At 66.9% G+C, this 20990-nt stretch carries 13 protein-coding genes and 1 tRNA gene; 6 read left to right on the forward strand and 8 right to left on the reverse strand.

Annotation, left to right across the window (positions count from 1 at the left end):
• Nucleotides 1–20: 20 nt before the first annotated feature.
• From A7E77_RS02440 to A7E77_RS02465, 6 genes are all read right to left on the reverse strand, one after another.
• Nucleotides 21–2003 carry a TonB-dependent receptor gene (locus A7E77_RS02440; protein ID WP_226341816.1) on the reverse strand — a complete coding sequence of 661 codons (1983 nt, stop codon included), beginning with the start codon at nucleotides 2001–2003 and terminating at the stop codon, nucleotides 21–23.
• Nucleotides 2000–2767: an ABC transporter ATP-binding protein gene (locus tag A7E77_RS02445; protein ID WP_063685654.1), complete on the reverse strand. Its 768-nt coding sequence runs from the start codon at nucleotides 2765–2767 to the stop codon at nucleotides 2000–2002. The genes A7E77_RS02440 and A7E77_RS02445 overlap by 4 nt, the downstream gene beginning before the upstream one ends.
• On the reverse strand, nucleotides 2767–3792 hold the full coding sequence (locus tag A7E77_RS02450; protein WP_063685656.1) for a FecCD family ABC transporter permease: 1026 nt from the start codon (nucleotides 3790–3792) through the stop codon (nucleotides 2767–2769). The genes A7E77_RS02445 and A7E77_RS02450 overlap by 1 nt, the downstream gene beginning before the upstream one ends.
• A complete protein-coding gene (locus tag A7E77_RS02455) occupies nucleotides 3782–4972 on the reverse strand; it encodes an ABC transporter substrate-binding protein (protein ID WP_063685657.1) in 1191 nt (396 codons plus the stop codon). The genes A7E77_RS02450 and A7E77_RS02455 overlap by 11 nt, the downstream gene beginning before the upstream one ends.
• Nucleotides 4972–7161 (reverse strand): TonB-dependent receptor, encoded by a 2190-nt coding sequence (locus A7E77_RS02460; protein WP_226341817.1) that lies wholly within the window; start codon nucleotides 7159–7161, stop codon nucleotides 4972–4974. Before A7E77_RS02460 ends, A7E77_RS02455 begins: the two co-directional genes overlap by 1 nt.
• Before the next feature lie 149 nt (nucleotides 7162–7310).
• A tRNA-Arg gene (locus A7E77_RS02465) sits at nucleotides 7311–7387 on the reverse strand.
• 58 nt (nucleotides 7388–7445) lie between these two features.
• Between A7E77_RS02465 and A7E77_RS02470 the strand changes: the two genes are divergently transcribed.
• From A7E77_RS02470 to A7E77_RS02480, 3 genes are all read left to right on the forward strand, one after another.
• Nucleotides 7446–8186: a queuosine precursor transporter gene (locus tag A7E77_RS02470; protein WP_063685662.1), complete on the forward strand. Its 741-nt coding sequence runs from the start codon at nucleotides 7446–7448 to the stop codon at nucleotides 8184–8186.
• Nucleotides 8187–8948: 762 nt separating this feature from the next.
• The gene (locus A7E77_RS02475) at nucleotides 8949–10355 is read left to right on the forward strand and encodes a putative bifunctional diguanylate cyclase/phosphodiesterase (RefSeq protein ID WP_226341818.1); all 1407 of its coding nucleotides are present in this window, start codon (nucleotides 8949–8951) and stop codon (nucleotides 10353–10355) included.
• Nucleotides 10356–10466: 111 nt separating this feature from the next.
• The gene (locus A7E77_RS02480; RefSeq protein WP_017979435.1) at nucleotides 10467–11117 is read left to right on the forward strand and encodes a TetR/AcrR family transcriptional regulator; all 651 of its coding nucleotides are present in this window, start codon (nucleotides 10467–10469) and stop codon (nucleotides 11115–11117) included.
• 65 nt (nucleotides 11118–11182) lie between these two features.
• On the opposite strand, the gene A7E77_RS02485 is transcribed toward A7E77_RS02480, so the two are convergent.
• Nucleotides 11183–12205 (reverse strand): FecR family protein, encoded by a 1023-nt coding sequence (locus A7E77_RS02485; protein ID WP_063685664.1) that lies wholly within the window; start codon nucleotides 12203–12205, stop codon nucleotides 11183–11185.
• Entirely contained in the window at nucleotides 12202–12729 is a 528-nt protein-coding gene (locus tag A7E77_RS02490; RefSeq protein WP_226341819.1) for an RNA polymerase sigma factor, read from the reverse strand. The genes A7E77_RS02485 and A7E77_RS02490 overlap by 4 nt, the downstream gene beginning before the upstream one ends.
• A gap of 265 nt (nucleotides 12730–12994) precedes the next feature.
• On the opposite strand from A7E77_RS02490, the gene A7E77_RS02495 reads away from it, so the two are divergent.
• The 3 genes from A7E77_RS02495 to A7E77_RS02505 all read left to right on the forward strand — a co-directional run bounded on the left by A7E77_RS02495 (nucleotide 12995) and on the right by A7E77_RS02505 (nucleotide 20976).
• Complete coding sequence (locus A7E77_RS02495; RefSeq protein ID WP_226341820.1) at nucleotides 12995–16168, forward strand: TonB-dependent receptor; 3174 nt, start codon at nucleotides 12995–12997, stop codon at nucleotides 16166–16168.
• Between the two features lie 204 nt (nucleotides 16169–16372).
• Nucleotides 16373–19234: a M16 family metallopeptidase gene (locus A7E77_RS02500; RefSeq protein ID WP_063685667.1), complete on the forward strand. Its 2862-nt coding sequence runs from the start codon at nucleotides 16373–16375 to the stop codon at nucleotides 19232–19234.
• Nucleotides 19235–19317: 83 nt separating this feature from the next.
• On the forward strand, nucleotides 19318–20976 hold the full coding sequence (locus A7E77_RS02505) for a peptide-N4-asparagine amidase (protein WP_063685669.1): 1659 nt from the start codon (nucleotides 19318–19320) through the stop codon (nucleotides 20974–20976).
• Nucleotides 20977–20990 lie beyond the last annotated feature (14 nt).

Genomic DNA, 20990 nt, shown 5'->3' on the forward strand with positions numbered 1-20990 from the left:
GTGTCGTGATGCCCCTCACCTCAGAAATCGACGGCGAGATAGGCGGTAGCCGTCCTCTGCGGGACATAGTCGAAGGTCGATGGGCCATAATAATCCCACGCGTAGACGTTGAAGACATTGCTGACGGACACCCGCAACGTCGCGCGGTTCTTGCCGATCGTGAAGCGATAGCGGCTGCCGATGTCCACCAGCGTGCGCGCAGGAATGAACAGGTCATTGTTCACCGTGGAGGCGACACGTCCCTGATGCGTGACGGCACCATCGAGGGACAGCGCCTCGAAGCCGGGCAGGCGCCAGTCGAGATTGAGATCGACGGAGCGCAGGGGCACGCCGACCGGGCGCTTGCCGGTCTGCCCCGATCGTCTCGCTTCGCCAGTCACCTGCGGATCGAGGAACACGCCGCCCAGCGCCACGCTGAGCCCGTGAACGGGCGTGCCGGACAGCGATGCCTCGATCCCTCGATTGCGGATGTCGCCGAGCCGCGTGAACAACCCCGTCGGATCGAGGCTGAGATAGGGTTTGCGCACGTCGAACACGCCGGCCACCAGCTTCACATCGCCGGCGATGGTCCAGCGCACACCGGCATCGCGCTGGCTGGTCAGGATGGCGGGCAGCGGCTGGTTGCGGTTGGTGGCGTTCTGCGGTGGCAGGCCGGCCTCTTCCAGCCCCCTCGTATAACCGGCGTAGAAAGCGACGCGTTCACCGGCGTAGATCGCGCCGGCCACGTTGAAGAGCCAGGGACGGTCCCGCGTCTGGAGCGCGGGCTGGTTGGGGCGTTGGAAACGCTTGCCATAGTCTGTCCTCGACAGGCCGGCGCTCAATTCGCCGACGCCGCGCCACCGCCCGGTATAAGCGATGCCGCCGAACCACTGCCGCACCCGATCCCGGCTGTACGCGCCATAAGCGATCGATGGCTTGGCGAAATCCAGCGGATCGCCCAGCCGCACGTCGCCGAAATCGAGGAAGGCGGAACCGCCGACGCGCTCGTCGCGAGCGCGACCGCGGGCCGACACGCTGATATTGTGAACACGGGGGCCATCGGCGATCATGCGCGTCACCCGCACTTCGCCCGACACCGAAACCCTCCGATAGGGCGGGTCCGAAAAGGCGATATAGCGGGCGCGGCCGTCGGGCGTAATCTGGTCGAGAAAGGTGAAGATGTCCGCCCGGCTTGCGGACAACGCTCGAAATACGCCCGCCTCGATCTTCCACCCGCCCGCGAACGCCGCGCTGCCGGTGAGCCCCGCCGTCTCTGACGGGCCGGAATATACCGCCCAGGCGGGGCCGTAGAACACGCCACGCCGGATCGGTGGCGGCAGATAAGGTCCTGCCGTCGTCAGAAGCGGACCGATCTTACTATCGTCGATGTCGGACCGCCCCCAGAAGGGAAGCAGTTCGATACCCGGGCGCGGTCGCCACCGCAGGGTCAGGCCTTCGACATGCTGCCGGCTGGTGGCCCCGTTGTTGAAGACGTGGTCGTACAGGCCAAGCCCGGCGCCGAGCGACAAGGTATCGCCGGCAAGCGGCAGCTCGGCATCGAACTCCAGGCTCTTGTCGCCCAGGGTATTGAGACCGACGGTGGTCGACAGCAGCGCCTCGTTGCCCGGGCGGCGCAAGGCGTAGTCCACGACGCCGGTCGGCGCGGGAAAGAGGTATCCCTGGGCGGACAATCCCACCTTGATGCTGGTGGACCGGCGGATGCGCTCGTTGGGCGCAGCGGTCGCATCGAAGTAGAGTCCGTCGATCCGGGCATTGCCGGCGGCGATGGGCGAGAAGCCGCGCACACTGCCGCTGTTGTAGATGCCGATCGTCTCGCGACCGATGGTGGTCCCAAACGCATCCTGCGCCTGTCGTACGGCGTTCTCGTCCGCGCGGCCCTGCGGCACCGTCGGGGCTGACGGCGTGACCTGGGCGGAGGGCTGTGGGGCGGCAGGCGGCGGGGCGGATACTTGCGGCGCCGTGGCTTGGGCAAGCAACCACCAACCGACGGAAAGTGCGGTCATCCGATCAGCTCGAACCGTCCGCGCTCGGGCGAAAAGCGAACGGCGTCCGTGTCGAACGCACGGCCGACATGGCCCGCGGCGATCAGATCGGCGGCCGGTCCGACGACCAATCCTCCCGTGCCGTCGAGCAGCCATACGGCGTCGGCGAGCTGCAACGACAGATCGAGATCGTGACTGGACAACAACACCGTCGTGCCGGTGGCGCGTGCATGCGCGCGCAGCAGCGCCATCGCCTCGACCCGCCCGGGCAGGTCGAGAAAGGCGGTGATCTCATCGAGCACCATCAGCCGTGGCGCCTGCGCGATGGCGCGGGCGATCATCACCCGCTGTCGCTCGCCATCGGACAGGCCGTCGAACGGCCGAGCGGCGAAGGACGTGGCACCCGCCTGGGCAATCGCCTCGACCACCCGCGCATCGTCCTCTGCCGATAGCCGCCCCTGCCAGCCGGTAAACGGCTGGCGTCCCATCGATACGACGTCGGCAACGGTCAGCCCCGGGCTCGACACGCGCTCGGTCAGGACCACCGCGATCGCCCGCGCGCGGGCCTGCGGGCGCATCGCGGCGATATCGTCGTCTCCGAGGAGGGCGCGACCGCCCCGCGCAGCCTGCAGACCGGCGATCGTCCGCATCAGCGTCGACTTGCCGGCACCGTTGCGGCCGAGCACGCAGACGAAGCTGCCGGCCGGCGCCTCCAACGTCAGATCGGCAAGCACGGTGCCGCGCGGGCCGACGTACCCGACGCTCAGCTTATCCAGATACAGCATCAGTCGCTGCTCCGCATGGCCGGGGCGAACACGAGAAGCGCGATCACCACCGGCGCGCCCACCAGCGCCAGCACCGCATTGAGGTGCAGGAAATGCTGCTCCCACGGCAGATGCACGATAAAATCGGCACCGAGCGCCAGCAGCGCGCCGGCGAGTCCCGCCAGGGGGATCAGCGGCAAGATGCGCGCGGTACGCGCCAGCCGGCGGGCGAGGTGCGGGACGATGAGCCCCACGAAGGTGACCGGGCCGCACAGGGCTGTCACCGGCGCTGCGAGCAGGACCGTCGCGGCCAGGATCGATCGGCGCAGGCGCGGCACGTTCGTGCCGAGGCTCGCGGCATAGGTTTCGCCGAGCAGCAATGCCGTCAGTCCCTTCGCGTTCACGACCGCCAACGCCAGTCCGCACATGACCGGCAGCACCAGCCACGGCAGGTCGGCGGTGGTCGCCGCCGAGAAGGTGCCGTCGTCCCAACCCGAGAACACGCGCCCCCCGACGCGGCTCGCGAAGTGCAGGATGACGCTCACCAGTCCCTGTGCGGTGAAGCCGAGCATCAGACCGACGACGAGGAGCGTGATGTTGCCGACCCGGCGCGCCAGCGCGGCCATCGCGGCGGCGGTGGCCGCGACGCCGATCACGGCGCCGAGCGTGAGGCTCAATCCGGCAAAGGACGTCAGGAAGAGGAGGACGACCGGACCGGCGAACGCCGCGCCCGCGACGGCAAGGCCGACGCCCAGCTGTCCGCCCGCAACCAGCCCCAGCGACCAGGCGTCCGCCATCGGATTGCGGAACAGCGCCTGCATCAACGTACCCGCGACCCCCAGCGCGCCGCCCGCGACGACCGCGGTGAGGACGCGGGGCAGGCGGATCGCCCAGACGATCTCGGACAGGGTGGGATCCCCCGATCCCGTCATCGCGCCAACGACGTCCAGCGGCGAGAGGATGACCTGGCCATAGCAGAGCGACGCGGCGGCAAGGACGAGGATAGCGACGAACAGCGCACTCGCGCCCGTCAGGCTACGATCCATGACCGACCCCCGCGCTGCCCCCTGCCCGCTGATCCTGGCGCACCCACGTCGCGGGCCAACCGCGCAGTTCGGGGTGCAGCATCCGCGCGTAATCCCGGAGCAGCAGGTCAGGTCGAATCCCGCCCCGCTCGAACAGGTCGAACGCATCCACCCCCGGCTTTTCCCCGCCATCCGCGGCGAACACGCATCCGTCACGCCAGGCACGCATATGCGCGAGGAACCGTTGGTCCCCGAACCGCTTCGAAATCGGATCGCGCCACAGCCAGCAGTCCGCCTTGCCACCGTCCGTCAGTACCGTTTCGGATGGCATTTGCATCGTATCGTCCAGGCGCGGGTCGTCGGGGCGGCGCATGACGTTAATGCCACCGGCATCTTCCAACAGGCGATTGGCGGCACCGCGAACGGTCACCATCCATGTGTCGCCGTTCATCCACCAGGCGGACAGCACACTGCGCCGGGGCAAGGCGGCGACGGCGCGCTTGACCTGATCGACGCCACTCTCGACCATGGCGACGAGCCGCTCGCCCTGCCGCTCGCGGCCGGTCAGCATGCCGAACAGTCGCGCATATTGCACGGGACCCAGATAGTCCGACTCGTTCGCCATGAAGACCGGCATGATCGGTATGCCCATCGCGATCGCGCGGCGCATGGCGTCCGCATGGGCCGGATCGCCGATCGTCATGAGGAAGACATCGGGTTTGGCCGCGAGCAGCACGTCGAGATTGGGAGGCGAGTGCCACCCGTAGCCGATCTGGCCGATTTCCCCCTTCTTCACCCGCTCGCGGATGGTATCGTCGTACGACTTCGTGCCGCCCACCGCGACCAGTCGATCCGCCGCGCCGATCGCCGTCAGCAGCGCCTCGCTGCCCCCGTAATTGACGGCGATACGCTTCACCGGCGTGCGCACCATGACCGCACCGGCAAGATCGCCGGTCAGCGCGGGCGCCTTGATGCTTCGCGGCACCAGCACGACGCGCACCCGCTGCTCCGGGCCATTTGCGGCGCCGCCCCAGGTGACGATATTGGCATGCAGATCGACGATCCGATACCCATCCCGCTCGACCACGCTGAACGTGCCCGTGTGGGGGATCGGGATCGGACGACCGACGGCGGGTGTCTCGGTCGCTTGCTTGCCGCACCCGGCAAGCAAAGCGATCAGCAACGTAAACAACCAACGCATCAGAAGCTCGCCCTTACGGTTGCCCGGACCTGCCGCGGGGTGGATGGGGTCGCAAAGGTCGGCTGCGTATCCGTCCCGAAATAGGAGTAGATCTCGCGATCCAGGACGTTCGTCACCGCCAGGTCCAGTTCCAGCGGCAGCCGCGTCGGCAAGGCGATCGTCGCGCTGAGATTGAGCAGTGCGTAGCCGCCATTCGCGACGCGATTGTCTCCGGTGATCGGGTAATCGCCATAAACGTAAAGGTCAGCGCGACCATTCAGCCACGACGCGAAACGCCGCTGTGCGCTGATGTTGACGATGTGGGCCGGAACGCCCGCCGGACGCTTCCCCGTCAGGTCGACCTCGCTGGTCGCACCGGGCACCCGATATTCCCGCCAGACCGCATCCACATACGAATAATTGGCGGAAATGCTGGTGCCGCGATCCGGCCGCACGACGGCGGACAGCTCTAGTCCCTGACTACGATAGCGCTGCCCGGTCGTCAGGAGGGTCGATGGACCATTGGCGTCGGGGTTCGTGGTTGTGACGAGCCGGTTGCGCTGGTCATAGCGGAACAGCGCCGCCTCCCAAGCCAGGATGCCGGAGCCCGTCCTGCCCTTGTAGCCGACCTCGTAGCTGTCGATCGTCATCGGCTTGAGATCGAGCTGATATAACGCCGGATCGAAGTAGAAGAGCGGCCCGAAGTTGGAGTTGAAGCCCCGCCCATAGGAGGCATAGACCATGCCGCGTGTTCCGGCATCGCGCTCGCCCAGTCGATAGGCGACGCTCGCCTTGGGCGAAAAGGCGTTCTCCGACGCAGACAGGCGCCCTCCCGGATTGAAGGCTGCTTCGATGGGACGGAAGACCGCGCGCCGCCGGAAGTCGTCGTAGCGCAGGCCGAGGGTCACGGTCAGCCGGTCGGTCGCGGCCCATTCGTCCTGAAGATAGGCCCCCCAGAACCGGTTTCGCACCGTTCCGTCGGTAAGCAGGAAATGGCGCTGGAAACACGGTGCATCGGCGTTCAGCACGGCGCCGGTCGCGTAATTGATGTCGATCTGGAAGAAGCGGAACCCGCACTGCGGCGTGAAGCCATATTCGCCGGACCAGAAGTCGCGTTCGTCCATCCGGGCACGCTCGACATTGCCACCGGCCACGATCGTGTGGGCGCCCAGGCGCGCCGTCAGCTGCGCATCGCCGATCCAGACGCTGCTCTCGTCCTGCCGCGCAAAGCCGTTGACCGCGTAGGTCTTGGCCTGCGGATCGACGCTGCCACTGAGGTAAAAATTGAAGCTGTTGGACCGGTCGAACCGACGATGCTGCCCGGTCAGCACCAGCTCGACATTGCTTCCGAAGCTATGCCTCAGCTTCACAGCGCCGATCCCGCCCTTGGAATCCAGGTCGTTGGGCAGGTAACCGATGTAACTGCGACGACCGCCTGCAACGCTGGCACGGCTCCCGTCGCTCAGCAGGGGAATGTTGCTCGGCACCTCGACCTGTCGATCGAAATAATTGCCATAGGCGGTCAGCGTGGTGTCCGCGCCGATCGGCACGACGACCTTGCCGAACAGGTTCAGCACCTTGCGATGGGAGTGTGCCCGCCAGCCGCCGTCGTCCTCGTAGAAGCCGGAGAGGAGCATTCCCCCCCCATCGCCGAACATCGTCCGCTCGAGGGTCGCTTCGCCGCGAACATAGTCGTACGTGCCCGCTGTCAGCGACGCGGTCGTGCCGTCGAAACCCGGGCTGCGCGTGATGTAATTGACCGCGCCGGCGGTCGCCCCGCGCCCGTACAGCGCGGATACCGGTCCGCGTACGACCTCGGTACGGCTGATCGCCCCATAGGGCAGCTGGTCGAGCAGCACCTGCTCGTCGGGACCGACGAACGGTATGCCATCGATCAGCGCCAGGAAGGTATCCCCGCCGGCGCTGCCGGTCACCCCGCGGAACGAGAATTGCAACGTATCCTCGGCATCCCCGTCGGTCCGGCGAAAGAAGATGCCGGGAATGCCGCGAAACTCATCGCTTCCGATCGTCAGGCCGCGGCGGCGCAGGTCATCATTGTCGATCACGGTGATCGCCGCAGGCACGTCGAGAAGCGATTTTTCGGTCCGCGTCGCCGTCACGACGATGTCGTCCGCATTGGTCTTCTGATCGTCCGCCATTTGCGCCAGTGCGCTGCCCGGCAGCATCGACAGGGCAATACCAATCCCCACCGCAACAGTTCGTCTCGTCAACGCGCCTTCCCCCCAGATCGAAACACGCTATGATATGTAATATCATCGCGCAAGTATTTTGGGTTGGATTGGCCGACGCCACTGCGGGCGGAAAACCGGCCTTGCCGGTTCGCAATTCTGTACGGAAATGGCGCGCCCGGCAGGATTCGAACCTGCAACTCCAAGCTTAGAAGGCTCGTGCTCTATCCAGTTGAACTACGGGCGCGCAAGGCAGCCCCGGTAGCGCGTTGCGTGGGCCGGGAAAAGCCATAGAGTGCGCCGCCATGGATACGGGGCACGAACGGGCGGTCGATGCGAGCGCGCTGCCGGGGCAGGCGTTTCGCTATTATGATTTCGTGATGGCGGCGTTCGTCGCGATCCTGCTGCTGTCGAACGTCATCGGCGCGGGCAAGGTCGCGCAGGTGACGCTGCCCGGCATCGGGCCATGGCCGTTCGGCGCCGGCATCCTGTTCTTTCCGGTCAGCTACGTGATCGGCGACGTGCTGACCGAAGTCTATGGCTATGCCCGCGCGCGCCGCGTGATCTGGGCGGGCACCGCGGCGGTCGTGTTCATGGCGTTCATGAGCTGGGTGGTCGTCGCCCTGCCCCCGGCGCCGTCCTGGGGCAATCAGGCGGCCTATGCGGTCATTTTCGGCCAGGTGCCGCGGATCGTGCTGGCGAGCGTTCTCGCCTTCTGGGCGGGCGAGTTCGTCAACAGCTATGTCATGGCACGCATGAAGGTGTGGACCGGCGGCAAGCATCTGTGGACCCGCACGATCGGCTCGACCATCCTGGGCGAAGGCGTGGACAGCCTGATCTTCTATCCCGTCGCCTTCTTGGGCGCGGAAGGCTTCACACCCCAGCTGGTCGTCACCGTACTGTTCACCCAATGGGCGCTGAAGGTGGCATGGGAGGTCGTGCTGACGCCGCTGACCTATGTGGTCGTGGGCGCGCTGAAACGGGCCGAGGGCGTCGACGTGTTCGACCGGGGTACGGACTTCACGCCATTCCGCGCGCGGGTCTGATCGACCGCCGCACCTCGCAGGGCTGATGGCTCATCCCCCCCCTCGACACGGCAACGGTCGCCGCAGCCCCCGCTTGAACAAATAATATCGTGCGCCCGCACACCGAAGGAAGGGATTCACTTTTAGCCGCTAATCAGTCGGTTATGGCTACAATCGTGCCCCTGCCCTCACCCCCCGCATCGCCCGTGACGTGGGTCCTGCGAGGGCGATTGTCGCGAGTCGTGGCGTCCCTGAAAGGCGTCCGACGGCGCGGCACCGTGCCGACGTCGCACGCGCCTGATCCCGCCGATAGCGAACTGGACGAAATGCTCGCCGCGGCACAATTCCGGGCGCTGCGTCATCAGGTGCCGAGCCTGCACCTGATCCTGCTGATCAACGTCACTTTCCTGACGTTCATCACCTCATCCGCGCGCGCGGCGCCCGTCACCTATCTGCCCTCGTGCGTCCTCGCATGCTCCAGCGTGGTCCGCATCCTCAAGTGGCGGCGGGTCCATTATGCCGGTGCGGCGGCGGCACGGCGGATGTTCGCCTCGACGGTCCGCACCTCTTTGCTGTTCGGCCTGAGCCTGTCCGCGTGGAGCGCCTGGGTGCTCTATACCCGCAGCGCGGACGTCGCCGCCTTCATCCCGTTCTTCGCGGCGCTGTCGACGATCGCCTGCGCGGTCTGCATGGTCTCGCTGCCCCGCGCCGCTTATGCCGTGATCTGGTCGGGAACGGTCCCGATGGTGATCGCGATGATCGCGACGGGCAAAGTCGGCGCTGATGGCGGCGGCGGCGAACCTGTCGGTCATCGCCGTGCTGCTGTTCGCCTGGATGCAGCGCCAGCACCAGCAATTCCACGACATCGTGCAGGCGCATGCGACGACGATCGAGCGCGAGCGCGAGGTTGCCCACCTCGCCTTCAACGACCAGCTGACCGGCCTCGCCAACCGCCGCGCCTTCCTCGCCCGGCTGGACGAAGCACAGCGGCCGGCCGGCGAACGGCTGGACACCACCGTCGTGCTGATGGACCTCGACGGGTTCAAGGCGGTCAACGACCGACTGGGCCATGGCGTCGGCGACGTCCTGCTGCGCCGCGTGTCGGATCGACTGGCGCAGCATGTGCCGCCCCAGGCGCTGTGCGCGCGGCTGGGCGGTGACGAGTTCGCCGTGCTGCTGCCCACCGCCGACGCGGCCGAGGTTGCAGAGGCCGCGCAGCGCATTGCGGCAATCTTCGACCGGACGATCACGATCGGCGACGACGTGATCCAGCCGCGCGGATCGATAGGCCTGTCGACGGGCGATGTCTGGCCCGGCGATCCGATCGACCTGATGCATCGCGCCGATCTGGCGCTGTACGAGAGCAAGGCGCTGAAGCAGGCGCAGCCCTATGCCTTCCACGACGGTTTGCAGCAGCAAAGCGATCGGCGCCGCATCATCGAAACCGCCTATCAGGATCCGGCCGCGCTCGCGCAGCTCGACGTGCATTTCCAGCCCATCGTCCGCACCGGCAGCGGCGAGGTCGTCGCGTACGAGGCGCTGATGCGCTGGCAGCACCCGCACCTGGGCAACGTGCCGCCGGACGAGCTGTTCGCGGTCGCGGACCGGGCACGCGTCGCGACGCATTTCACCGACCATCTCTTCGCCCGCGCGCTCGTCAAGGCGACGCAATGGCCGTCGCACCTCGCGCTGTCGTTCAACGTCACCGCGGGCGAGGTCGGGCCGCATCTGTGCGCCATGGTCGCCGCCGCCTGCGAACGCCACGGCTTCCCGCTCGATCGCCTGATCGTCGAAATCACCGAAACCGCGCTGCTGCGGGACCTGGAGATGGCGCGACGGACCATCGCCGAATTGCAGGCGCTCGGCGTCCGCGTGGCGCTGGACGACTTCGGCGCCGGCTTTGCCTCGATCGGATACCTCAAACACATCCGGTTCGACCTGATCAAGATCGACGGCGGCCTCGTTCAGTCGATCGCCGAATGTCCGCTCGCCGGTCAGTTGCTGATCGGCGTCGTCGAGCTGTGTCGTGCGGTCGGCACGCCGATCGTGGTGGAACAAGTGGAGACGCAGGCACAGCTGGATATCCTGCGCGTGCTGGGCGTCGACAAGGTACAGGGCTATCTGCTCGGCCATCCGACCGCCGATCCCGATCTCACCCAACAGGCTTCGTTGCGGACCAACCGGATGTGACGGCACGATCCCTCGCTCGTCGGGGGAGCGCGACCGGTGCCATGGTTGCCCGAGCGCTGGGCCCGGCGACGTCGGTTGTCAGCGTATCGCACCACGGCTAGAGCCGGCAGCATGGCGGCTTCGAAGAACGCACCCGAACCGGCAGCGCCGCGCGCCAATTATCATCGGGGCAACGTCGTCGAGGATCTGCGCAAGGTCGCCGAACATATCCTCGCTACCGAAACGCTGGAACATGTCACGGTGCGCCGCCTGTCGCGCGAACTCGGCGTAACGCCCGGCAATTTCTACAACCATTATCCCAGCATCGACTTCCTCGTGCTCGACATCGCACGCGAGGCGTTCGACCGGCTGGAGGTCACATTGCAGGCCGCCGCCGCGACCAAGGATACGAAGGTCGATCGGCTGATCAGCCACGCCCAGATCTACGTCCGGTTCGGCGTCGCCCAGCCCGAGCTGGTCCGGGTCATGTTCGGGCGCACCGATCGGGGCACGATCCATCCGGGGTTTCGCGCCGCCTCGCTGCGCGCGTTCGTCGGCATGGCCGAACTGATCTATGGCGAGGGCGGGTTCGACCTCAGCGACACCGCCGCCGCGCATCGCAACTGTCCGCTCGCCTATAGCTGTTTCGCTTTGTGCATCGGCCTGGCGCGAACGATCGGCGCCGGCCAGTTCGACATCGACCTCAGCCGCAGCGAGGATATCGACCGGTTCGTGGACCTGACCGTCCGGCCGATGGTACAAGGGGCGATGGCGACGTTTTAGCGAGCATGGGTCGGTCGCTGCCGACCGCCAGCTCTGGCATCAGGCCCCCGCCCCGCGCGCGCCGGTCACGGCTCGACGAGGATACCGTTCGCGTCGGATCGCACCTTCAGCCCGTACGCGGAGTGGAGGAGGTCAAGGAACCCCGCACTGTTGTCGATCTGGAACGTCCCGCCGATCCGGATGTCGGCGGTGGACGGATCGGCAATGCGGATCGGGCGGTTGGTATAGCGGTTGAAGTCCGCCACCGCGTCCCCCAGCCGCTGATTGTCGAACACCAGCAGGCCATCGCGCCATCCGGTCATCGCTTCGACCCGCGCCGGTGCCGCCAGCGCCACCAGCGTGCCGTGCGATCGGGCATAGGCGATGTCGCCCTGTCCGATCACGGCGGAGCGCGTGCCCGCACCGGCGGTCGCATCCTCGATCCGCACCCGGCCCGACAGCACCGCCACCGTCACCTTGTCCCCATCGCGACGAACCGTGAAGCGCGTGCCCAGGACGGTCACCGTGCGCGGCCCCGCATGCACGACGAAGGGATCGTCGGGGCGGTGGACGATATCGAAATAGGCCTCGCCCTTATCCAGCCAGACCTCGCGCCCCTGATCGGCGGCCGCGGTGCGCACGACGGTCGCGGTGTTCAGTTCCACCCGGCTGCCATCGCGCAGCGCAATCGCATGGCGAACGCCGACCGGCGTCTGCACCCGCACCGGCCCGGACTGCGATGGCGACGCCGTGTCCTGCGCACCATGCCCCAGGCCAAAACCCGTCGGTGATCGCAGCACCGTGGTGCCGATCCCCACCGTCACCGCGAGCGCGGCGGCGATCGCCCCGATCGCGCGAGGGCGGGCACGCAGCACCGCCTGCCAGCCGCGCCGCGCGCGCGATCGCGGGGCGGCGCTCTGGAACCCAAGCGCGCCGACGCGATCCGCCGCCGCCCAGCCGTGGCGCAAACGCCAGAACGCGGCCTTGTGCGCCATCTGCTCGTCCAGCCACGCGGTCAGCGCGGCGTCGTCCTCGGCGGACCATTCCCCGCTTTCCTGGCGGACGATCCAGCGCGCGGCGGTTTCTTCGATCATCGTCGCGCGGTTCATTGGCGGCGCGCCTTGCCGGTGCCGGCCGCGCCGCCGCGACGGATTTTGCCCGCGCCGCCCAGCATCGCATCGGCCATCGCGCGGATACCGAGTACCAGCTGGCGTTCGATCGTATCGATGCCGACACCCATGCGCGCCGCCGCCTCGCGGGTCGACAAGCCTTCGATCTTGCGCAGGCGCACGACCTCGCGGCAGCGCGGAGGCAGCCGCTCGATCCCCTCCTGCGCCCGGCGCAGCGCGTCGCGCGCATCCAGATGGCGGTCGGTTGCGGACATATCCACGCCCTGGTCGACGCTTTCCATGTCGGCATAATGTTCGAACTGCACGATCCGTTCGCGCTTCGCCCGGTTGACCAGGATATTGCGCGCGATCGTGAAGACATAGCCTGGGGTATTCGTCGGCAATTCCTGCCGCCCGCCCGTCAGCGCCGCCTCGTATATGTCCTGCCGGATATCCATGATCTGCTCGGCCGTCCGCCAGTTACGACGCAGATAGCGGGTCAGCGACGCTTCCAGTGGAAGCACCTCCTCGCAAAACCACCGCTCCAACTGCCTGTCGTCTACCATCGCCCGCCCGAGACACTCCTTCGTCAAAGGGGTTCGGCCGTCATGACAATCGGCCGCGTCAAAACCCTAACGGAAAAACGCGACGAGCCCCGCTTCGACTGCTTTTGGCGAAAAGTTCCACGATCGCAAACTTTTTTGAAATCCGATGTTACGGGTTCGTTGCCGTCGAATGACAATCTTGCCGAGCGGCGTGATGGGAGCGACCGCAACAAGGGGGCATCAGATGAAAAGACGGGGTGTGGCGATCGCCTTGGGGGCGAGCATGCTGACGGCCTTTGTGCCAGGCCATGTCGCGGCGCAGACCACGCAGGGCGTACGAGCCGCCCAGCGGTTCGATATTCCAGCCGGGAGCCTGGCGGCGGCGCTGCAAGCCTGGAGCAAGGTGACCAAACTCCAAATCGTGTATCGGATGGACGATGTCGGCCGCAAGCGGACCAATGGCATCCAGGGCGATTATGCCCCGTTGCTGGCGTTGCAGGGCCTGCTGATCGACACCGGTCTGAAGATCGTCACGACGGAGGATGGTGCGGTCGCCCTCCGCCCTTTGGCCGGCGACGAGGTCGACACCAGCGCCACGCCTGACATCCTCGTCAACGGCAAGGTCAATTGGTCGCTCAACACCGGCATCGAACGCACGCAGGACGACAGCCAGCCGTTCATCGTGCTCGGCCGCAAGGAGATCGAGCGCAGCGGCGCGCCCAACCTCGAAACGTTCCTGCGCAACCAGCTGAACGTCAACACCTCGCCCACCGTCGGCGATCAGGCGATCGGCGGCAACGCCGCAGCCGATCCCCGCCGCCCGATCGGCGTCAGCGCGATCAACCTGCGCGGCATAGGCCTGCGCGACACGCTGATCCTGGTCGACGGTCGGCGTCAGCCCGGCATCAACCTGGGCAATGGCGACATCACCCAGCCGTCGATCACCGGCATCCCGATCGCTGCGGTGGAGCGGATCGAGGTTCTCGCCTCGTCGGCCTCCGGCATCTACGGCAGCGGCGCATCGGGCGGCGTCATCAACATCGTGCTGCGCCGCGACTTCAAGGGCGCCGAACTGTCGGCGAACTACGACAACACCAGCGATTTCAAACAGGGTCGCGGCTTGATCGATCTCACCGGCGGCCTGCCGCTGGAGGGAGGACGCACGCGTCTGACCTTTACCGGCAATTGGACCAAGCAGCTGGCGCTGCGCTACGGCGACCGCGACAATCTGCGCCGCCGTGGGCTGGACGACATCCTCGCCAACGACCCCGGCTCTTTCTATGGTGGCTTCACCAATCCGCCGCAGGGCTCGCTGGTCAACTTCAAGACGCAGGACGGCTCGCCGCTCCAGCTGAAGCCCCAATATGGCGGCCAGACGCTGTCGAGCGGCCTGGGGACCATTCCCAAGGGCTATGCGGGGATCGCGAAGGCGGGCCTTGCTCCGCTGCTCTCGTCGCTCGGCACCTTCAACCTCGACCAGCCGAATACCGCCGCCGGCACCGGCGCCCGCGCGCCGCTACTCTATCCGATGAATCAGTACAGCGGTTCGGTCGCGGTGCGGCGCACGTTCAACAGCTGGCTGACCGCCTATGCCGAAATCGGCATGTCGCATTCCTCGGCGGTCAACACCTTCTCCAACACGCTCAACTCGGTCTTCCTGTTCGCGTCGGCCCCCAGCAACCCGTTCACGCAGGATCTCGCGATCGCGTTCCCGGCCAATCCCGCCTATGATGCCCGGATCAAGCAGGTGTCGTCGACGCTGCGTACGCTGGGCGGTGCTATCATCCGGCTGCCGGCAGACTGGCAGGCGGTCGCCGAAGTCGCCTATTCCCAGTCCAATTATTCGGTCGCGAACAGCCCGCCGGCGATCAGCGCCTTCGCTTCCGGCGATCTCCAGTCCGGGGTTCTGAACGCGCTGGTCGATACCTCGACCTATCCGCTCCCCTTCACCTACGACAAGACGCCTTATTATCAGCGCCAGCAGGACGGCAAATCGAGCAACGTCGCGCCCTCGCTACGCCTCGCCGGGCCGTTGCCGTTCTCGCTGCCGGGCGGCAAGCCGCAATTGACCGTCAACGCCGAGATCAACACCCAGAGGCTGTATTCGCGCCTTCTCACGCTGCTGACCGATGATGGCGCGGTCACCACCTTCACGCCTACTGCGCACCAGACGACCAAGTCGGTCTATGGCGAAGTCGTGTTCCCGATCCTGGGCGACAAGCATCAATTGCCGCTGATTCGATTGCTGGAATTGCGCCTGTCGGCGCGGCATGAATCCTATAGCGGCGACGGCACCGATACGTCGGACCCGGTATCCTGCACGGCGCCGTTCGAGGCGAAACAATATAATTATTTCGACAACTGCCCGCCGGCAGGAACCGTCATCGAGCGGTCGACAACCACCAATGCGCATACCGATCCCAGCATCAGCCTGCTCTGGTCGCCGATCGATGGCGTCACGCTGCGCGGCTCGTACACGACCGGCTATCTGCCGCCACAGCTCAGCCAGTTGGTCAAGGTCCCCCGCCCGCAGATCACCCTTCAGATGCGCGATCCGCAGCGTGGCAACGAGTTGATCGGCACCCAGATGTTCGGCCTTGGCGTCATCTCGGGCTTCTCGGGCGGCAATCCGGCCGTCCGGCCGGAATCGTCCAAGACGTGGACGGCCGGCCTGATCCTGAAGCCGCATTTCATCGACGGCCTGCGATTCTCGGTCGACTGGACGCGCATCCACAAGCGGGACATGTATTTCGATCCGCTGCTACTGCTTTTCGGTGCCGTGCAGTCGCAGTTCAACCAGTTCATCACATCCAACCCCGACCGCGTCACGCGCGGCCCGGCATCGGGGGGCTTTGCCGTCGGGCCGATCACCGCGCTGGACATATCGCTGATCAACCTGACGTCGCTGGTCACCTCGGCCTATGACTTCACGCTCAACTACGACACGAACCTGTTCGGCGGTCAGCTGTCGGCCATCGGTCGTGCGACCTATGTCGACCAGTTGGTGATCCAGCCGTTCGCCGACACGCCCGCACAAAATTACGCAGGCGTCGTCACGGCCGGTTTCGCGGCCGGCACCAGTGCATCCGGGTCCCTGCGCTTCCGGGGCAGCGGGTCGCTGCAATGGACGAAGGACCGGCTCAGCCTCGGCTGGCAGACGCGTTATCTCAGCGGCTATTACCTGACGCTGGATCGCAGCGTCGTGGCCGCGCAGGGATCGGCAAAGGTCGCCAGCCAGATGTATCATGATATGAACATCAGCTACCGCCTGCCGCAGAAGATGACGGTGCGTTTCGGCATCAACAACATCTTCAACAAGATGCCGCCGCTCGATGTGACGCAGGCGCCGCTCTATTACAGCCCGTACGGCGATCCGCGGCTGCGCAACTTCTATCTGGGGGTCAGCAAGTCGTTCTGACCCCGGCCGCCGCATCCCGTCGAAACGACGGGGTGCGGCGGATCGTCGACAGGCGCAGCGCGGCCGGACGCCGCCCCAAACACGGTCCTCGCCATTACGGTTTTCCCACCCCCGATTGTCCTGTCCCGCGACGGTTCCGCACCCCTGTCACGGTGCCGAACCGTCGCTCGACCAGCGCCTCCCCAACCGATCAAGGATAAGTCGATGAGCCTGCGTACGATGTTGATGGCCGGTACGGCACTGATCCTGCCCCCCGTCCCGGCCTTGGCCGGACGCCCCGCGAACGCCGCAGCGACCACGGCATCCCGCCCGGACACCGCCCCGGCGGAACTCGTCAAGCTGGTCCGCGATTTCACCATTCCCTATCAGACGTTCACGCTGCCCAACGGCCTGACGGTCATCGTCCTCATCGATCACAGCGTGCCGATCGTCTATACCAGCATCAATTATGCCGTCGGCTCCACCTTCGAGCCTGCGGGGCGCAGCGGCTTTGCCCATCTGTTCGAGCATCTGATGTTCAACGGCAGCGAGAATGCGCCGGGCGACTATTTCAAATATCTGCGCGACGCCGGGTCGATCGGCGTCAACGGTAGCACCGGCTATGATTTCACCAACTATCACGAAGCGGTGCCGACCGGCAGCCTGGACCGCGTGCTGTTCGTGGAAAGCGACCGGATGGGGCATCTGCTCGGTGCGATCACCCAGGGCGTGCTCGACGAGCAGCGCGGCGTCGTCCAGAACGAAAAGCGCAACAACGACAACAATCCCGCCAGCATCCTGGGCTATAGCCGCCGCAGCGCGATCTATCCCGCCTCGCACCCCTATGGTCACAGCGTCATCGGATCGATGAAGGATCTGAATGCGGCGTCGCTCGCCGACGTGCATCAGTGGTTCAAGGATTATTACGGTCCGAACAACGCCACGCTCCTGCTGGCGGGCGACATCGATCTCGCGACCGCCAAGGAAAAGGCGATGCGCTATTTCGGCGACATCCCGCGCGGGCGCGCGATCACCGCGCCCGCCGCCGAGCCGCCGGTCCTGACCGCGCCGATCAACCAATCGTTCACCGGCCCCGTCTCGACGGCACAGATCGCCCGGACCTGGCCCGTGCCCGGCGGGCGCGACCCGGCGAACTTTTCGCTCGACGCGGTATCGGGCCTGATGACCGGCATCGACGGCGCGCCGCTGTTCGACAAGCTGGTGCGTCAGGACAAGCTGTTCAACAATCTCAGCGCGGACAACACGACATATCGCGGCGTCGGCGAATTCACCATTTACGGCTCGGTCCGGAAGGGTGTCGATCCGAACGTCGCGGCAAAGGCGCTGGACGACGCGATCGCCGCCTTCCTGCACAGCACGCCGTCCGCCGATGCGCTGGAGCGCTACAAGGCAACGCGGATCATCCCGGCGGTCCGCAACAATGAGACGATCGAGGCGCGGGGCGGCCTGTTTATGCAGGCCAATTCGGTGCTCGGCTCGCCCGCCAAATATAAGGACGACCTGATGGCGTATCTGGCCCTGACCCCAGCAAAGGTCATGGCCGATGCGCGCAAGTGGCTGGGCCGTCCGGGCTATCGCGGCATGATCGTCCCGGGACCGCGCATGACCGCGGCGGGCGACGAAAGCGTCGCAGGGGCCGAGGTGCCCGACGCGCCCAAGACCGCCGTCGTCGCCCCGCAAAGCGGCACGCGCGGCCCCATCCCCGGCGTCGGCGAGCCCCAGGCCGCCCGCTTCCCGCCGGTGCAGCACGCCAAATTGGCGAACGGCATTCCCGTCCTCTACGTCCAGCACGACGCCGTCCCCTTCACCACCGCCGAACTGACGTTCGACGTGGGCAGCGTCGACGATCCCGCCGGCAAGCCCGGCACGATCCGCGCGATGTTCCAGATGCTGGACGAAGGTGCGGGTGGCCATGACGACCATTGGTTCAAGCAGCTGCGCGAACGGACCGGCGCGGCGATCTACGGCAGCGCGCAGAACACCGATTCCGGCGTCTCGTTCGCGGCGCCCAGCGCCAGCCTGGACACGACGCTCGACACGATGATGCTGATGCTGACCCGTCCCGACTTTCCGCAGGATCGGCTGGAGGAATATCGGCGGCAGGAATTGTCGCGCGTCACGGCCGCGCCGACCAGCCCCGGCACTTTGTTGGGCACGGCCTTCACGCAAGCGCTCGCGCCCGGGACGCTGCTCGCCAAGGCATCGCAGGTGCCCAGCGTGGCCGAGGTCGACGCCATCACCCGCCCCGATCTGGAGGCGGCCTTCCGTCGCTGGATTCGCCCCGAAGAGGCCAAGCTGGTCATCGTCTCGAACGAGCCGCTCGCCACGCTCCTGCCGAAGCTGAATGCGACGCTGGGCCATTGGAGCGTGCAAGGGCGCGGCCCCGCCCCGGTCGCGCTCGATCCGCGTCCGGCGCTCGTCACCGGACCGCCCAAGATCGTGCTGGTCGACATGCCCGGCCAGGTCCAGGCGTTCCTGGGGGGCGGGCAACTGGTCGACATGCCGCGCAGCTATGAGGGCGTCGCACCGCGTCTCGCCAACATCGCGCTGGGCGGCGAGTTCACCTCGCGCATCAACATGAACCTGCGCGAGGACAAGCACTGGACCTACGGCGCGTCGGGCAATTTCGACGTCAACGACCTGGGGTCGAGCTATCAGGTCGAGGTGCAGTTGCAGCCGGACAAGGTCGGCCCTGCGATCAAGGAAGTGCAGAAGGAGCTGAACGCGATCGTCACCGACCGGCCGATCACGCAGGAGGAGTTCGACGAGGCCGTCGCCAACACGCTGCGCAAGAACGTCGCCTCGTTCCGCTTTGGCGGGCAGGTGATGGCCGCCGCCGCCATGCTCCAGCGCAACGGCTGGCCGGACGACTTCTTCAGCACCTTCGACGCGCGCATTCGCGCGGTGGCGCTGCGGGACGCCAATGCCGCGATGCGACAGTATCTGCAGCCTGCCAAATGGGTCTGGACCGTCGTGGGCGATGCCAAGACGATCCGCCCGCAGCTGGAAGGACTGGGCCTGCCGGTCGAGGTGGTGACCCCGGCTGAGGTGTTGGCCAAGCATTGAGGCGCACCGGGGCGAGGCCGATCCTGCCTCGCCCCGGGCGGCCATCGGCGCGGACGCGCTCCTCTTTTGACATGGGACGGGCCATGGACATCGATCATATGCCGCGGTTTCGCCTTTGCGGCATCATGGGGCGGGCACTGTTCGCCGCCGGGCTATCGGCCAGCATCGGCGCACCCGCCGCTGGCCAGACCGCGCTACGGCCGATCGGCAACGCCGTCGTCGACCTGAGCCCGCCGCTGCCCCGCCCCAGCGGCCCATCCTGCACCGTCACCCTGTTCGACCGGCACGAGTTTCAGGGCGACGAACCCTTGCCACTGGCCTACCGCCCGCCCGCCGACTGTCCCGGCCCGTGGCGCAAGGTGGTGCTGGAGGCGGACTTCGACGTCTCCACGGGTACGCAGTTCGACCGCTCCGCCGACCTGACGCTGGGCGGTGCCACCCTCTTCCTCGGCACGACGATGGAGCCTGGTGAGACCTATGCCCCGCATTGGCACGTCGCCCGCGACGTGACCGATTATGCCGCGCTCCTCCGCACGCCGACCGACGGCCGGGCGACCTTGGTCAACTATCTCGACAAGGACCATGATGCGCATGTCCATTGGGGCGCCCGTCTGGTCTTCTACGCCGGGGAAGCGCCCCGGCCGGACGGCCTAGTCCTGCCGGTGACAACGGGACTGTCGCGGCTCGACCCGCAAAAGCCGATGGTGTCACGCACGATCCGTTTCCCGCGCAACCTGACGAGCCTCGCCATCGACCTGTTCGCCATCGGGCAGGAGCGCGAGGAATTCTGGTACGATTGCGCGCCCGGCAATCTCGCCCAGCGCAACATCTTCGGGCCGCCGCCCTGCGACGCACCGTATCGCGAGGTGGAGGTACGGATCGACGGACGGCTGGCGGGCGTCCGCTCGGTCCAGCCCGACATCTTCACCGGCGGCATCAATCCCGGCCTGTGGCGACGCGTGCCCGCCCTGCGCGCGCTGAACCTGCCGCCCGCCCGGGTCGACCTCACGCCCTTCGCCGCGCTGCTCAACGACGGCCAGCCGCATGTGATCGCGCTTGCCATGCCGACCGCCGGCACGTTCTTCCGCGTGTCGGGCACGCTGATCGGGACGGTCGATCCCACCCGTCCGGTGGTGACCGGGGCGCTGACCGCCAACACGCTCGCCCCCGCGCGCATCGTCACGCGACAGCTTCGCGCGCCACAAGGGCCGGGCGCGATCGGCACGGTGCAGACGATCGCCACGCGCGCCGACCGTGTCGAGGGCTATGTCGACACCCCTCACGGTCGCGTGGTCACCCGCGTCGCCTATGACCTCGACCAGCGGCTGACCAACACCCGCGACACCGGCGTGTCGAGCAAGCGCTATGTTGCACGCCAGACGATGACCGTCACGACGCGCGGCGCAACGCCATCGCGGCGCCGCATCGCCGAACGCGACACACTGGCCATCGACATCGGCGTCCAGCCGCCGCTCTATGGGGTGAAAAACGGCACGCAGATCGCGCAGGCCAGCGAGCGCACGATCAGCGGCGATGGCCCCGACAACGGCCGCACGGAACAGACGCTGACGACCTTCGCCCCCAGCTTCTCGCTGTTCGCGCCGCCGCAGCCCACGCCGAACCGGGTGACCGTGACCGCACACGACACGGATGTGGGCGGACGTCGCTACGACAGAACGGCCGTGGTGACCGACGACACCGTCGTGTACACGTCCGGCACCACGACGCCCCCTGCCCGATAGGCGGCGCAGAGCCC

Origin of the sequence: Sphingomonas sp. NIC1 (genome assembly GCF_001638925.1) — a bacterium.
Classification (GTDB): domain Bacteria; phylum Pseudomonadota; class Alphaproteobacteria; order Sphingomonadales; family Sphingomonadaceae; genus Sphingomonas; species Sphingomonas aquatilis.